Below are 15,096 nucleotides of genomic sequence, written 5' to 3'. Positions count from 1 at the left end.
ACACTGTTGCGCGTCAAGGGCAACTGAGCAATGGGCAGGCACGACCCGCGACCGTAGCGTGCCTGTCCATCACGAGTTTCTTTGCGGTGCTTAGCGTACGATTTTTTCCGTTTTCTGAGACGACCCCCATAGGGACTCCAACCGCGCACGATACCGAGCAGCGCCGACAAAGTTTGTCCGGTAAAACGCTCAAAAGCGCCAATGTTGTCTAGAATACTGAACATGCCATCCTTCACCGATACCACCTCTGTTCTGGAACGTCACTTGCTGTTGCAGCTCGGCGATCGCATCAAACGCTTGCGCAAGGCACAAGGCGTCAGCACGGTCGAGATGGCAAAGCGCGTTGGCATCTCCCGGACCACTCTCACGGCCGTTGAAGCGGGCGACCCGGCGCCTTCCATGGGCACGTATCTTCGCGTCATGTCCGTTTTGGGCGTGGCCGCCGATCTTGCCCTGTTGGTTAGCGATACGTTCCAGCCGCCACCGGAGCACTCCGCGGCCGCGTCATCCAGGCGTCCTGCGCCACAGGTCGAAGTCCGGGTCCGGACGGACTCCAGCCGTCACGAGGCGCAGGACCTCCAAAGCATGGCGCTTCACAAGGAAGCGATCCGGCTGATACAGGATGACCCCGCTCTACTAGCTCGGGCTCAGGAAGTCCTCCAGCGATGGCGCGCACAGGGTGGGTCACGGTCCGATTCACTGTGGTCCGAGTGGGAATCGATCCTTGCGAAGCGATCCTGGCGCAAAGCGCTTGGCCGGACGCGGCGTGCTCAGGAACTCCGCCAGGCCTCTCCTCTGCCCACGGTGTTACCAGACGACGTGCGGCGCAATGTGTTAGCGCAGGTCCAAGCATTGAAGACCGGCGTTATCCTCGGAGAGACGCATGAACCGTGAAGATCTGGAACACATCATCCGAGCGGCTGCCGACATCACGAACGAGTACGAGTTCGTCGTTGTTGGCAGTCAATCGATTCTGGGCCCGATCCCTAATCCCCCGGCGATTTTCACCATGTCGGCGGAGGCTGACATCTACCCGCTCAATGCTATCCACAAGGCGGATGAAATCGATGCCGCCATCGGCGAAGGCTCCCGCTTTCACGAGACTTACGGATACTACGCGCAAGGAGTCGGACCAGAGACAGCGTGTCTGCCGGCCGGATGGCAGAGCCGGTTGCAGCGCATCCAGACGTCCGGCACCAACGGGCGCGTAGCCTATTGCCTGGACGTCCTGGACCTTTTTATGGCCAAGGCTGCCGCGGATCGCGACAAAGATCGCGTCTTTTGCATGGCCTTGATTCAGCACGGCTATGTTTCGCCGGACGCCGCTATCAATCGCGTCAACGACATGCCGATGGAAAGGGCTGCTCAGGGACGGCTACGTGCCCGCATCAAGCGCTGGACAAAGGCCTTGCGCGAACAAGGTCATGAGATTCCCGGCGACGCCGCCTAGATTCCACCATCAGGCAATGCGCTGTGAACAAGTGCGGCTTCGCGCCGGCGCTCCGAGGCCGGCGCAATGGGCAAGCAACATGCTTGTCCCGTGCTGACGTGTGGCGCTACCGCGGACGTTGATGCCGGCGAACGGGCGGGCCAGGACGCAGCGCTGCTGCACGAGCCATCGGAACATCGCACCGGGGATCGACAATGCATTTCATCAGCGCCGCTCATCCCCGCGCCGCTCATCCTCCTCCCGCCATTGCCGGCGCTGCCGCCGCAGTCGCCTCAACGCCGGCATGCCAACCCGCCATGCACGCCGGGCCTGCGCTCCGGGATGGGGATCGACCAGCAGGCTTAGCGCGCGCGCGTAGTCGCGCACCAGACCGGGCGTCCATGCCATGGTCTTGGCCCGCTTGCGGATCTGCGCGGCAAGCCACAATTCGGGCGTCAGCATCGTCTTGAGCAGCAGGCCCCAGCTGTGGCGATGGCCGTGCCGGCGCATCAGCGCGCCCTCCAGGGCCGCTTCCAGCCCCCGTGCCACGCTGACCGCGCAGTTGCGATATGTCAGGTTGTAGGTCGTGTCCGAGCGCCACGCATTCCAGAACCGCTCCAGCCGCGCCGGATCATAATTGCGCAGGTGCACGCGCGCTGTGGAATCGCCGCGGCGAGCCGATTCCGTGGCGTAGTCAGGTTCGAACCGCCCTGGCACATCGTTGTCGCTGGACGCACGCAGCGCTTGCGCGACGCGGTCGGGGGTACGGTTCAATGGCGTGGCCGGATCGAAGCTGATGTAGATGCCTTCCGGCGATTCCAGCGCGGCATGGCCGGTCCAGATCGCGCCATTGGCGTCGACGGCGGCGATATAGCGGTCGACCACCGGACGGCGCCGCAGCGGACGCTCGACCGAGCCCGATGGCGTCCAGACATGGACCGTCAGTACAGGGCCATCCCTGGCGGGAAGCGTCATGGACGGCTCGGGCTGCGAAAACAGCAGCGTCTTCGTGACCTTGTGCACCGGCTCGTGCTGCGCGCCATCACGAACCGGCGGAGAACCGGCTTTCGTCCTACCGCCCTCCTCTGCCCCGGCGCGCCGCCGTCGCGGACCATGCATGAGGCTTTCGATCGTTGCGCTCTCGGGAACGCGCATCGCGCGGTAGGCCAGCATGACCATGCTCCAGCCGCCGAACAACAGCCACAGCGACAGTGCGTAAGGCACGGTGCCCCGATAGTTCGTCGGATAAGGCTGAAAGAAGAACATCGCGATCAGGATCTCGATCGCCCCCATGCCCACGGCGATGCGCCAGCGCGGAAACCGCACCACGCTCGCCGAGACGCATTGCAGCAGGCCATCGAGCAGGAACAGCGTGCCGAAGAGCATCGACAGCCAGAAGTGGTCATGATGATGGCCTGCCAGAACAAGGGAGGCCGCGATTATCAGGGACAGTCCCTTGAACACGCGCATGCTGCGCATGCCGCCCGCGCCGACGAACGCGACCACCAGCGTACCGATGCCGCCGGCCATCAGCAGCAGCGCAAACAGCTCGAGCGGAAAGTAGACGGCGCCGTCCAATCCGTCGATGAACAGCACGATGCCGGCCAGTAGAAAGGCGATGCCGAGCCAGAACATTCCGCGTGCCCGTTGGCGCAGATAGTCGAATCCCAGCATGATCAGCGCGAGCCGGATCATCGTTCCCCCAAGGAGGATATGCTCCACGGGGATTCTAGTCACTATGTTGCGCCTGCGCGACCTTGTACTACTATCCTCATCGACGCATGCCGGCCGCGTCCGCGGCCCGGTCCGGCAGGGATTCGGATCTATGGGGGATACCGATGCAGTCTGCAGGCACCCGCTTCATCGTCGTGGCGATCCTCGTCGCCATTGCCTATCTGGCCGTGGGCATGCTGTCGCGCGCCATGGCCGCGAGCGATACGCAGGCTGTCGCCGTATGGCTGGCTGGCGGCGTCAGCTTCGGCGCCTGGCTGGTGAGCCCGCCAGGCATGCGGGCGGCAATACTGGCCGGTACCGTCGTTGCCGCAGCCATCTGGGGAATCGCGGGACACGCCCTGCCCTTCGGCGCCGCGCTCGCATTCTCCGCGATCGAGACTGCCAGCATTGCGATCGGCGCCTGGATCGCCTCCCTTCGCCAACAGGCCGCCCGGCCGCTGCAGGCCGCGGCGCTGCTCGTGGCAGGCGCCATCGTCACCAGCGTGGCAGGCGCGACGCTCGCCGTGGAACTCTGGCGCTGGCTGCAACCGGGGGGCGCTATCGATCTGGCTCGGGAATGGCGCGCCTGGGCGTTTTCCACGATCGTCGGCATCCTGCTCGTCGCGCCCGTGATCGTCGGCTTCAAGGGATTTGCCGTCAAGCGTTCCGGGGGCATGCCGATGAAGCAGTTCGGCGCCGGTGCGGCCATGTTCGCGCTGTTCCTGCTGACGACCCTGATCGTCTTCGATCGCAGCGTGCATCAGCGCTTCGGCGACGTGGCGGCGACGCTCACTTACCTGCCGATGCCGTTCCTGCTGCTGGCATCGATGTTCTGGGGCCCGCGCGGCGGCGCCGTTGCCACGCTGGTGGGCGCGCTGCTGATCATCTGGCTGACCGCGCACGGCGGCGGACCGTTTGCGATCCGCGAAGGTTTTCCGGGCGAGTCGGTGGTGGAGGTGCAGGCTTATGTCTGGGTGTGGGCAGTGCTGCTTCTCGCCGGTCGCGCGCTCAACGAGGCGCGACGAACCGCGCTGGCCAAGGCACGCGACTGGCAGCTGCGCTACGAGCGGACGCTGCAGGCCAATGGCGTGGCAAGCGTCGAGTTCGATGCCGTCACCGGCGTCGCGTGGTGGGGAGAATCGGCCGAAGCCGTACTCGGCGCCGAGGCGGCGCAGCTGCGCAATATCCGCGACTGGCTCGACCGCGTCGACGATGCCGACCGGCCACTGGCGCAGGCGGGCTGGGAAGCCGTGTCCGCCGGCCATCGCGACATGAGCACCGATGCGTATGACATCCGGCTCGACGGACGCGATCTGCATGTGCAGGCGCGCCTTGCTCCGGTAAGGGGGCCGGATGGCGGCGTCGAGCGCGTGGCATGCCTGCTGCGCCTGGTCACGCCCGTGGGCGCGGAACGCCATGCGTGAGCCCGGCGTCTTCCTGATCCACGGTCTGGGCGGCACCCAGTACGACCTGGGCTCGATGCACAAGCGGCTCAAGAACGCGGGATTCGTCACGCATTCGCTGACCTTGCCGGGTCACGGAACGAAGCCGGAAGACCTCGTCGACGTGCGCGCGGAGGACTGGCTCGAAGCGGTGCGGGCGAAGTACCACGAAATCATCGGCCAGCATGACGTGCTGCATCTGATGGGCATGTGCATGGGATCGCTGCTGGCGGTGGAAACCGCCAAGCGGGAACGCCATGCCAAGGGGAAGCTCGTGGTGCTGGCGCCGCCCGTCTACATCGACGGCTGGGCCACGCCTTGGTATCGCGGTGCGCGCAGCCTGCTCTATCGCGTACCGGGCGTGCCGGCGCGGATGAAGGTCATGGAAGAAGACCCGTACGGCATCAAGAACGAGCAGCTGCGCGCCATCGTCAAGGCCAAGTTCGAACGCGGCGAGAACTTCCACTATGGATGGGTGCCGCTCGCCTGCATCCGCGAAGTCGACCGGCTGCGAGGCTTCGTCATGACGGGCCTGGACCGGATCGCCTGCCCGACGCTGGTTGTCCATGCGCGCGAGGACGAGCTGACCAGCCTGCGCTCGGCCACTTACCTCGTCGAACACATCGGCGGCAGGAAGCGCGCCGGCCTGGCCCGCATGGTGGTGCTCGAGGACAGCTACCACATGGTCTGCGTCGACAACGATCGCGAAATCGTCGCCCGCAACGTGCTGGAATTCTTCGATGTCACGGCCGCGGCCTCGCTCGGCATGGGACCGGTGGACGCGGCCATGACGCCCGCCGAGGTACTGGCGCTGCTCGAAACCGCCCGGCGCCTGCTCGAATCCGGAGATTTCGCGGGCCTCTACGCCGCCGGCATTCCGGACTTTGCGTGGCTGCAACCGGGTGCGAACCGCGCGACGGGCGTCTATCGCGGCGGCAAAGGCCTCGCCCGGCTCAAGGGCTGGGCGATGGGCGAGCCGCCGTTGCGCTTCGGCGCCTTCGGCATGCCGAGCCCGAACGCCGGCGTGGCGGTGTTGCCGGCCACGCTGATGGCCGGCGAGGCGCTTGCATCGCCCGGCGTGCTGGCGCTTGCAATGCGCGCCGGCAAGCTGCTGGAGGCGCGCTGGTTTCCCGACGATGTCACGCTGGAAGACCGCTTCTTCGGCGGCGAGCCGGTTCCCGAGGGCCCGAGCCCGCAGGAAAAGGCGTTCTCGGAAGCGGCGGCACTGTCAAAGACGCTGCGCCAGGCGCCGGACAACGACACGCTGCTGGCCCTCTACGCGCTCTACAAGCAAGGCAGCATCGGTGACGTGGTGGGCGAGCGCCCCGGCGTCATGGATGTCGTGGGCCGCGCCAAATACGATGCCTGGGCCGCGCGCAAGGGCATGACGACGCAGGCGGCCATGCAGGCCTACGTCAGCCTCGTGCAGGAGCTGCGGGCCAGGGAGGAGGCGGCGGTGTCGTAGCGGATATCCGTGCATCGAGTTGAACTCGCCTCTCGACAGATTCAATCCTTCAGCTCCTCTCTCAACTTCGGCTCGCCGGTGCGAGGATCCGTCACGGTGACATTCTCCAGCGCCTTGATTCGCCAATCGCCCTCCTGTCGCGTCAGCACCGCAAGGATCACTGTATCCACAGCATGCGGGCCCGCTGGATGAGCCGTTCCAGCCGTCAGTCGACTCCAAAAATGCATCACCACCGCTTCGGGGCCGATGGTCACCACGTGTATCAGTTCGTTTTCGAGCGTGGAATCACTGTAGATCGTTGCGTGAATCGGAGCGTGCATCTCGACAATCGCCTCGACGCCGCGCACGTAGCGCCCAAACCGGTTCACGAATGTCGCATCCTCATGGAACAATGCTGCGAAGGATTCCATATCGTGCCGATTCCACGCGTTCTGAAACGCTCGCAACGCTTCTTCTGGGTGTTTCATATCGCTGGTATCGCAGAACGTTGTAGCGGTTTTTTCTGGCCATTTCATGATAGCAGTCAGCGAAAATCCACGTCGTGATTACGCAACCTGCCTCCGCGCCCCGCGCAACCGCCGAACAAGAAACGGAGCAATCAACATCGTCCCCGACGCCAGCAGCAGCCCCGCCGAAATCGGGCTCGACCACAACACCGCCACGTCGCCATTCGAGATGGACAAGGCGCGGCGCAGATTCTGTTCCAGCATTTCGCCCAGCACGAAACCGAGGATCAGCGCGGACATCGGGAAATCCATCTTGCGCAGGATATAGCCGAACACGCCGAGCACCGTCATCAGCACCAGGTCGAAGGTGGTCGCATGCACGGCATAGACGCCGATGGCACTGATCGCGGCGATGGCTGGCACCAGCATCCACATCGGTGTGGACAATGCACGCGCGAACAGATTGACCAGCGGGATATTCAGCACCAGCAGCATCACGTTGCCGATGAACAGCGAGGCGATCAGGCCCCAGACGATATCCGGCTGCTGGGTAAACAGCATTGGGCCGGGCGTGATGTTGTACAGCGTCAGCGCGCCCATCATCACTGCGGTCGTACCCGAGCCGGGCACGCCGAGGGTCAGCATCGGCACGAAGGAGCCGGTCGCCGAGGCGTTGTTGGCCGCCTCGGGCGCCGCCACGCCGCGAATATCGCCGTGGCCGAAGGTTCCGTTGCTGCCGTAGATGCGCTTCTCGGTCATATAGGTGATCGCGCTGGCAATGGTGGCCCCCGCTCCCGGCAGCACGCCGACAAAGAAGCCGATCACCGACGAACGAACCGTGCACCACCACGTCTGCGCGGCCTCCCGCGCATTGAACATCATGCGGCCGGTGTTCTTGACCAGTTGCTGCCCCGTCTCGGTATGCTGCTCCAACATCAGCATCAGCTCGCTGACCGAGAAAAACCCGATCACCACCACGATGAACTGGATGCCATCGGACAGGTGCACGTTGTCGAAGGTGAAGCGGTACACGCCGCTATTGGCGTCGACACCGACGGTGGCCAGCGTCAGGCCGATCAATGCCGCCAGCAATGTGCGGACCGGCTTGTCGCCAACCATGCCAGCCAGGCACGCGATGGCAAAGATCATCAGCGCGCAGTATTCGGCGGGACCGAAGGCCACCGCCCAGTCGGCAAGCACCGGCGCGAAGATCACCAGGCCGAGGGTGGCAATCACCGATCCGACAAACGAACTCCACGCGGAGATGGACAGCGCCACGCCGGCCAGTCCCTTGCGCGCCATCGGGTAGCCGTCGATCGCCGTCATGATGGCACCGGCGTCGCCCGGCACATTGAGCAGAATCGACGAGATGCGGCCGCCGTACTCGCATCCCATATAGACGGCGGCCAGCAGAATCAGAGCGGTCTCCGGCGGCAGCTTCATCGCATAAGCCAGCGGCAGCAGAATGGCGACGCCGTTGATCGGACCCAGCCCCGGCAGCATGCCGACCAGCGTTCCGATAAAGGCCCCGATCGCGGCCACCAGCAGGTTCGACCATTGCGACGCAATGCCGAAACCGTGCAGCAGATGTTCGAACGCGCTCATAGCAGGCCCTCGATCAGGGTGCCGATCGGCAGCGTGACTTCCAGCCAGCGATCGAACAGGAAAAACAGGCTAATGCCCATCAGCGCGCCGGTCGCCACGCAGGCCATCCACCCGCCGCCGAACAGCCGGCCCAGCACGATCGTCAGCAAGGCGGTGGCAATGGCAAAGCCGAGCCACTGGAACACCAGTGCATACGCCAGCAGTGCAGCCACCATGATGGCCAGCCGGAAGGCGCCACCGCGCTCGGGCCAGGCGACCTTGGGCCCCGGAAAGACAAGCAACCAGATACTGCACAGTGCCATCAGCACGCACAGCAGCAGCGGGAAGGCCCGCGGCCCCACCGGCTCGTAGCTGAACTCGGCGGTAAATCCCGTGGCCACCCACGCGGCGGCGGCGCTCAGCAGCAGCCACGCGATGGCGAAAACGCGATCACTATTCATCGATGTCTCAGGGTGTTTGGGGTGGCCGCGAGCGCGGCCCAAGGGAGATGCCGGGCGTCCCGGCGGCCCGCTTTACTTCATCAGGCCAAACTCGCGCGCCAGCGTCTGGTAGCGGGCGACTTCGGCCTTCACATAGCTGTCCAGTTCCGGGCCGGTCTTGGCAAACGGAAAGAGGCCCCTGGCGTCGAGCGCTTCGCCAAACTGGCGCGAGGCCAGCAAGTTCCGGAACGCAGTGCTCCACCATTGGAACTCGGCATCGGGCACCTTCGGCCCCATATAGAAGCCGCGCACGATGGGCCATTGGACATCGAAGCCCTGCTCCTTCGCGGTCGGAATCGCCGCCAGCTTGCCGGGCAGGCGCTTGTCGGCCAGCACCGCGAGCACGCGGATCTTGCCGGCCTCGAGCATGCCCGCGACCTCGCCGATGTCCCCGGGCACGACCTGCACATGGTTGCCGAGCAAGGCCGTGATGGCCTCTCCGCCGCCCTCGAAGGCGACGTAGCGCATCGTGCGATGCTCGACGCCGGCCTGCTTGGCAACGAGCGCCGCCTTCATCCAGTCCTGGCTGCCGACCGAACCGCCCGCGCCAAACACCACCTTCTGCGGATCGGCCTTCATCGCGGCCATCAGGTCCTTCAGCGTCTTGTACGGCGAGTTGGCGGCGACCGCGACCATGCCGTAGTCGGTACCGATGGCGGCCAGCCACTTGACGTCGTCCGGCCCGTATTTGCCGAACTTGCCGTGGGCCAGGTTCAGCAACGAGCCGCTGGAGAAAGCGACGATGGCCTGGCCATCGGCCGGCCGCTGTGCCACGACGGCGTTATAGGCGACCGCGCCGATGCCGCCCGGCATATAGGTCACGCGCATCGGGCTCTTCAACTGGCCGCCGTCCTGCAGCGCGGTTTGTGCCAGCTTGCAGGTCAGGTCAAAACCGCCCCCGGGCTTGGCCGGCGCGATGCATTCGGGGCGCGATGGCTGGGCCTGGGCGTTCGTGGACAGCATCGCCCCTGCGGCGAGCATGGCGGCGACGAGCTTGGGAATGGCGGTCATGGGGTCTCCTGGTCCGGTCGTTGTTATGGCGCGCGAACACGAATTGACTTCGGCGCGATTGGCCGTATCGTAGAGCCCGATGCTGTCGCGAGCCTGTCATCGCGACTGTCACGGCCTAGCGTTTACCCTATTCCATGCGCTTATTGCTGATCGAGGATCATCAGGAGCTTGCTGCCTGGATGGTCAAATCCTTGCGGGCGGACGGATTCGACATGGATCATGTCCCCGATGGAGAAACTGCCCTGACGATGCTGCAGGAGCAGCCTTACGGTGTGATCCTGCTCGACCTGTCATTGCCCGGCATCGATGGCCTGGAAGTCCTGCGGATAGCCAGGGCGCGCGGCGTCGGCGCGCCTATCCTGATTCTGACCGCGCGCACCGAAGTTGCCGACCGCATCAAGGGCCTGGACCTGGGCGCCGACGACTATATCGCCAAGCCCTTCGACCTTGGAGAATTGAGCGCGCGCATCAAGGCCCAGTTGCGGCGCACCCATGGTGGCCAGCCGGTGACGCGCTTCGGCGATCTCGCCTTCGACTCGGTCGAGCGCATCTTCCTGCTGCGCGATGCGCCGCTGATGCTGTCGCGGCGCGAACATGCGGTTCTGGAAGCGCTGTTTATCCGCGCCGGCCGCGTGGTAACACGCGAAAGCCTGCTCGGTCGGGTGTTCTCGCTGGATGACGAAGTCAATCCCGAGGCCATCGAGCTCTACGTATCCCGCGTACGCAAGAAGCTGCGCGACAGCAAAACGACCATCACCGCCGTCCGGGGCATTGGCTACCTGCTCGAATCGAATCATGGCAGCGACTGAGCGTCGGCACAGCCTGCGCCGGCGTCTGCTTTGGCGCTTGACCATCCCGCTGGTCGCGGTCGGCATCTTTACCGCTTTCACCTCGTATCGCACCGCGTTGTCCGAAGCCAATCAGGCCCATGACCGCACGCTGCTGGCTTCCGCGCGCGCCATCGCGGAGCGGCTCGACTATCGCAATCACCAGTTGGTGGTGGACGTTCCCTATGTCGCACTGGACACCTTCCAGGTCGATATCCGGGGCCGCATTTTCTATCGGGTCCGCGATCCGGCGGGGCGTTTTGTTTCCGGTGACCGGGATTTGCCGCCGATGCCCAAGGACGTGCCGCGCAGCGACCACTACCCTGCCCTCGTGCATTTCTACAATACCGATTACCTCGGCACGCCGCTGCGCGTCGCGGCATTATGGCAACCGGTCGCGGGCGCCGGCGATGGCGGCATCGCCCTGGTCGAAGTCGGCGAAACGCTGGAAATGCGCGACGACATGGCGATGCGGCTGCTGGCCACCACGCTGTGGCAGCAGGCGCTGTTGATCGCCGCCTCGCTTGCGCTGATCGCGCTGGCCGTGCATGTCGCACTGCGGCCGCTGAAGAACATCGAGGCCACGCTACGGGCCCGCGACACCGCCAGTCTGGATCCGATCGACGTTCCCGAACTGCCGCGGGAAATCCATCCCCTTCTCGCCTCGTTGAACAGCTATCTGGACAGCCTGCGCGGCATGGTCTCGCGGCAATCGCAGTTCCTCGACGATGCCTCGCATCAGTTGCGCACCGCGCTCGCGCTGGTCAGAACGCAGGCAGACCATGCCGTGCGGACCTATCAGGCCAAGCCGGAATGGCGCGAGATCCGGGACGCCATTGACCGCACCATCCGGCTGACCAACCAGCTGCTGGCGTTGGCGCGTACCGATGCCCAACCGCCGCATGCCGCGCAGGGCGCCGCGCTGCAACGGCTGGACCTGACGGCGCTGTGCCGGGCGGTGTCGGCCGAGTGGTATCTCGCGGCGCGCGATCGGCAGCTGGACTTTGGCCTGAGCGCCTCCGACCAGATGCATGCCTACGTCAACGGCGACGAAGGCATGCTGCGCGAAATGCTGGCCAATGTTCTGGACAATGCCGTGCAATACACGCCCGCGGGCGGACGGGTGGAAGTGACGGTGATGGCGGGGGCCACCACGCATCAGGTGCTGGTGGACGACAGTGGCCCCGGCATTGCGCCGGCGATGCGGGCCAAGGCATTCGAACGATTCGCGCGCCTCGGCGGCTCGCGGTCTCCGGGCAGTGGACTCGGTCTGGCAATCGTGCGGCAGATCTGCGAAGCGCACGGCGGACGCGTGCTGCTGGAAGACGGGCCGGATGGACGAGGACTTCGGGTCCGTATCGAATTGCCTGCCGCCAGCGCGCCCGGCCGTGTCAGCGGATCGCTACCGGATTCACGTTGACCTGGGTCGAGCCGACATAGCGTGGCTGGCCCAGCACGAACAGGAATTCCCACGCCTTGTCACGCACCAGCGCGCGGCTGTCGATCAGTTCGAGGTTATAGATGCCACGCTTGGCCAGCATGAACTGATTGACCGGAAACTCTTCGCCGCTCGGATTCGGGTACACCTCCGAGGCCCAGGTGTCGCCACCGAACGCCACGATGCCCTGGTCGGCGAGCCATCGCGCCGCCTCCATGCCGATGCCCGGTTCCACCTCGAGGAACTGCTTGTTGTCCTTGCCGATCAGTTCGAGCCATCCGGTGTGGAACAGCACGACATCGCCCTTGCGCAGCGTGACGCCCTGACGCTTGAGCACGGCCTGGATATCGGCAACCTTGAATTCCGTTCCGCCCGGCACGATGGCCTTGCCATAATGCGCGGTCATGTCCAGCACCACGCCCCGCGTGACGATCGGCGGTACCTTTTCCACGCCGAGCTTCTTCACGCCTTCCACCGTGACGAAGTCCACCGCGCGATTGCCGTTGTAGTAGACGTTGTCGATACCGATATGCCCGATGCCATTGAGCTGGGTGCCGACGCCGGTCCACGCCACGGCGAGCTCATCGTTGAACGTAAAACGGTTCGGCCCCAGGGTCTGGCCGGCCTGCTCCCCGGGCTGGATGTTGTACAGCTTGAAGCTGCGATGCCGGAATGCCGGCAGATCCTTGCTGACCGGAACGCCGAGCGCATAGGTCTTGCCGGTCTTGACCAGCCCGGCGGCCTGCCGGACGACGTCGGGCGTCAACAGGTTGGCCGCGCCGATTTCATCGTCCGGTCCAAACTGCGAGGGATACCAGTCGGCCGCCCATGCGCCGTGAGCCGTTGCCGCCAATATCACCGCCATCGCAATTCCGTGCTTCGCTTTCATCGTGTTCTCCGCTCTCTGACGATCGAATCACGATTCTGCTGTGGCGCTTGACTGCGAAAAACCGGCCCGGCTGCGAAAGACCTTTGAATCGTACGCAAGGGTCGATGGATCGGTCAGCTCGGCAACCGGCTAGTTCGACCGCGGCAGGATCTCCATCGATTCACACTCGCTCCCCCGGCACCAGGCAATGATCTGGACCTGGCCGATGTCCCATTCCAGAGTGAATGCGCCAAAATCAAAGGAGCTATAGCGGCATCGGTCCCCAAGGACTTCCTTGAGGCGGTCCACCGGCTGCCCAGCGTAGCGACTCACGTCGACGAGCGCGGTGAGGATGCGCGCCTCCTCTTCAGCCTTGGCGCGCGCATGCCGGGCTCCCGCTCGCCGGGACCAGGAGACGAGCCAGAGTCCGAGCATTGTCAAGGCAAACAGCAACAGTGCGGAGGCGGTGGAGAGCATGCGCAGCCGGGGAGTTCTGGACGGCAATACGGTCCGAATGGGTCTTGACTCGAAAAGTCGATCTCGAATTGTACCGACCATCCGGCCAGAGCGACGCGCCGGCAACCAGCGTTGGAATCGGAATTGGCACGCGCAAGGCGCCCCGCATGGGCCCAGATCGCATTCAATGCGCCGCGACACCCCTCCCCCGCTGTATTCGCCTCTGCAGACTGTGCGCAATGAACGCCGCCATCGTCCCCAGCGTGGCCGCCGAGGCCAGCATCGTGAACGCGGCCACCGATGGCGGCTGGTGCGACGCAAAGTAGGCGACCAGACCGAGGAAGAAGCCCAGCAGGTTGTTCAACGCGGGTGCCTTTGCCAGCGACAACGCGATGCCGGTGATTGCAAACACGACCGCAGTGAGCGTGTATTGCCCCAGCAGCGGCGTCAGTGCCGCCATGGCAAGCGCCGTGCCGATACCGAGCGCCACGCCGATCAGCACGCAGCCCAGATTGATCGCGCCCTGCTTCAGGTTCATACCGCGTGTGAAGAATGAAATCCAGCCAACGAACATGGCCCATACCGGCACGTCCAGCGCGGTCACGCTCAGCGTGGCGGCCGACGAGGCAACGATCGACTCGGCGATGACCACCTTCAAATGCGTGGGAAAGGAGCGATCAGCCATGGCTGGTCTCCGCTGACTCAGCGGCCAGGCGAGGCGACAACAGGTCCGCCAGCCCGATGCGCCGCAGGAAATCGGCACGGATCCGGTCGGCGACTGCATTGACCACCTCGCAGCCATCGTCCGAGGGATCGACATGGACGCGGAAGGGCCGCTTGCCGTAGGGACGCCCGACGATGTCGACAATGGCCTGGGCCACCGCCGAAACGTCGGCATCGGGCGGTTCGCACGCGGCCAGACCCTGGAGAACCTCCTGCTCGAAGCCGGCATAGGCGCCGGTGGCATATTCCTGCTCGCGGGCGGTATCGGCCGGGCGGCCGCTGTGCGCGAAGTGATTGGTGCCCTTGGTGAACGCCCCGGGTACGATGATCGACGTCTCGATGCCCCAGCGGGCAAGCTCTCCGGCATAGCTGACCGCGACGGCATCCATTGCCGCCTTGGCGGCGAAGTACGGCGCCAGGTAAGGCGGCGTGCCGCCACGGTGGCTGCTGCTCCCGACCCACAGGACCAAGCCCTGCCCCTGCTTGCGCATTTGCGGCAAGACTGCGCGGTTCACGCGCTGGGTCCCCAGTACGTTCACGTCGTACAGATGCGCAAATTGCTCCGGCGTGAAGGCTTCGGCGGGACCGAATGCCATGTGGCCGGCGTTGTGAATCAGTACATCGATCCGCCCCTGTTCCGCGACGACGCGATCCACTGCGGATTGCGCGGAACTCTCGGACTGCACGTCCAGTTCGACGGCATGCAGGTTCACCTTGTTGTCGGCGGCATATGCCAGCAGCGCGTCGACCTGGGGCGCATTGCGTCCCTGCGTGTCGCGCATTCCCGCATAGACGGTGTGGCCCGCCGACGCGAGCGCTCTGGCGCTCAGGGCACCGAAGCCGCTGGAGGCGCCGGTAATCAGGATGGTCAGACTCATGGTTTGCTCCTCGCTCGTAGATGGCACTTCGCTGAGGCATTGCGTTGCGTTGCGTTGGGGAGAGCATCGTCTGCCCCGGTACTGGCGTCGTGCGCCGTGATGAACGCGATCGCTTTGCCGAAGGGACGCTCGGATTGGATTGCGCGTCCCATGGCGACCATCTTGGCGGTTGGCGAGGATGGGATAAAGGTGGCCGGCTTGGCGGGTCAATTCAACGCGGCATAACAATGCGGTGGAATCGAATCCGCCGCAGCAGCGAAAACGGCGACGGGTGCACCCGCCGCCGCGTCCTCCTTGTCCCCGGTCCGCAGTCTTC

At 64.9% G+C, this 15,096-nt stretch carries 16 protein-coding genes; 6 read left to right on the top strand and 10 right to left on the bottom strand.

The features are described from left to right. The coding region (locus tag F1599_RS26290; protein WP_223819720.1) for a hypothetical protein at positions 1–224 on the bottom strand (224 nt) is incomplete at its 3' end. On the opposite strand from F1599_RS26290, the gene F1599_RS17860 reads away from it, so the two are divergent. Together F1599_RS17860 and F1599_RS17855 are read left to right on the top strand one after the other, a co-directional pair. After that, positions 223–894: a helix-turn-helix transcriptional regulator gene (locus F1599_RS17860; RefSeq protein WP_150083967.1), complete on the top strand. Its 672-nt coding sequence runs from the start codon at positions 223–225 to the stop codon at positions 892–894. The genes F1599_RS26290 and F1599_RS17860 overlap by 2 nt on opposite strands. Continuing rightward, positions 884–1,450 carry a DUF6036 family nucleotidyltransferase gene (locus F1599_RS17855; protein WP_149320254.1) on the top strand — a complete coding sequence of 189 codons (567 nt, stop codon included), beginning with the start codon at positions 884–886 and terminating at the stop codon, positions 1,448–1,450. Before F1599_RS17860 ends, F1599_RS17855 begins: the two co-directional genes overlap by 11 nt. Positions 1,451–1,654: 204 nt before the next feature. Here F1599_RS17855 and F1599_RS17850 read toward each other — a convergent pair whose 3' ends face one another. Continuing rightward, positions 1,655–3,124 carry an HdeD family acid-resistance protein gene (locus tag F1599_RS17850; RefSeq protein ID WP_150083966.1) on the bottom strand — a complete coding sequence of 490 codons (1,470 nt, stop codon included), beginning with the start codon at positions 3,122–3,124 and terminating at the stop codon, positions 1,655–1,657. Positions 3,125–3,297: 173 nt separating this feature from the next. Here F1599_RS17850 and F1599_RS17845 point away from each other — a divergent pair, with 173 nt between their 5' ends. Further along, positions 3,298–4,566, top strand: a complete 1,269-nt coding sequence (locus F1599_RS17845; RefSeq protein WP_190286393.1) for an MASE1 domain-containing protein — start codon at positions 3,298–3,300, stop codon at positions 4,564–4,566. Next, the gene (locus F1599_RS17840; protein ID WP_190286392.1) at positions 4,559–6,049 is read left to right on the top strand and encodes an acyl-CoA-binding protein; all 1,491 of its coding nucleotides are present in this window, start codon (positions 4,559–4,561) and stop codon (positions 6,047–6,049) included. Before F1599_RS17845 ends, F1599_RS17840 begins: the two co-directional genes overlap by 8 nt. A 41-nt stretch (positions 6,050–6,090) precedes the next feature. Here F1599_RS17840 and F1599_RS17835 read toward each other — a convergent pair whose 3' ends face one another. From F1599_RS17835 to F1599_RS17820, 4 genes are all read right to left on the bottom strand, one after another. Continuing rightward, positions 6,091–6,564 carry an SgcJ/EcaC family oxidoreductase gene (locus F1599_RS17835; protein ID WP_223819719.1) on the bottom strand — a complete coding sequence of 158 codons (474 nt, stop codon included), beginning with the start codon at positions 6,562–6,564 and terminating at the stop codon, positions 6,091–6,093. 30 nt (positions 6,565–6,594) lie between these two features. Beyond that, positions 6,595–8,100 carry a tripartite tricarboxylate transporter permease gene (locus tag F1599_RS17830; RefSeq protein WP_150083963.1) on the bottom strand — a complete coding sequence of 502 codons (1,506 nt, stop codon included), beginning with the start codon at positions 8,098–8,100 and terminating at the stop codon, positions 6,595–6,597. Further along, entirely contained in the window at positions 8,097–8,540 is a 444-nt protein-coding gene (locus F1599_RS17825; protein ID WP_150083962.1) for a tripartite tricarboxylate transporter TctB family protein, read from the bottom strand. Before F1599_RS17825 ends, F1599_RS17830 begins: the two co-directional genes overlap by 4 nt. Positions 8,541–8,612: 72 nt before the next feature. Continuing rightward, the gene (locus F1599_RS17820) at positions 8,613–9,590 is read right to left on the bottom strand and encodes a Bug family tripartite tricarboxylate transporter substrate binding protein (RefSeq protein ID WP_150083961.1); all 978 of its coding nucleotides are present in this window, start codon (positions 9,588–9,590) and stop codon (positions 8,613–8,615) included. Positions 9,591–9,724: 134 nt separating this feature from the next. Between F1599_RS17820 and F1599_RS17815 the strand changes: the two genes are divergently transcribed. Together F1599_RS17815 and F1599_RS17810 are read left to right on the top strand one after the other, a co-directional pair. Further along, complete coding sequence (locus tag F1599_RS17815; RefSeq protein WP_149320259.1) at positions 9,725–10,399, top strand: response regulator; 675 nt, start codon at positions 9,725–9,727, stop codon at positions 10,397–10,399. Further along, positions 10,386–11,837 (top strand): sensor histidine kinase, encoded by a 1,452-nt coding sequence (locus F1599_RS17810; protein WP_150083960.1) that lies wholly within the window; start codon positions 10,386–10,388, stop codon positions 11,835–11,837. The genes F1599_RS17815 and F1599_RS17810 overlap by 14 nt, the downstream gene beginning before the upstream one ends. Here the strand turns inward: F1599_RS17810 and F1599_RS17805 are convergent. The 4 genes from F1599_RS17805 to F1599_RS17790 form a co-directional block, all read right to left on the bottom strand. After that, complete coding sequence (locus tag F1599_RS17805) at positions 11,809–12,744, bottom strand: cyclase family protein (RefSeq protein WP_150083959.1); 936 nt, start codon at positions 12,742–12,744, stop codon at positions 11,809–11,811. The genes F1599_RS17810 and F1599_RS17805 overlap by 29 nt on opposite strands. 129 nt (positions 12,745–12,873) lie before the next feature. Then, a complete protein-coding gene (locus tag F1599_RS17800; RefSeq protein ID WP_150083958.1) occupies positions 12,874–13,200 on the bottom strand; it encodes a hypothetical protein in 327 nt (108 codons plus the stop codon). A gap of 163 nt (positions 13,201–13,363) precedes the next feature. Next, entirely contained in the window at positions 13,364–13,864 is a 501-nt protein-coding gene (locus F1599_RS17795) for a DUF1097 domain-containing protein (protein ID WP_150083957.1), read from the bottom strand. Next, complete coding sequence (locus F1599_RS17790; protein WP_150083956.1) at positions 13,857–14,780, bottom strand: SDR family oxidoreductase; 924 nt, start codon at positions 14,778–14,780, stop codon at positions 13,857–13,859. Before F1599_RS17790 ends, F1599_RS17795 begins: the two co-directional genes overlap by 8 nt. Positions 14,781–15,096: the final 316 nt, after the last annotated feature.

Origin of the sequence: Cupriavidus cauae (assembly GCF_008632125.1) — a bacterium.
Classification (GTDB): Bacteria; Pseudomonadota; Gammaproteobacteria; order Burkholderiales; family Burkholderiaceae; genus Cupriavidus; species Cupriavidus cauae.
This window is presented reverse-complemented; position numbering and strand designations above follow the sequence as displayed.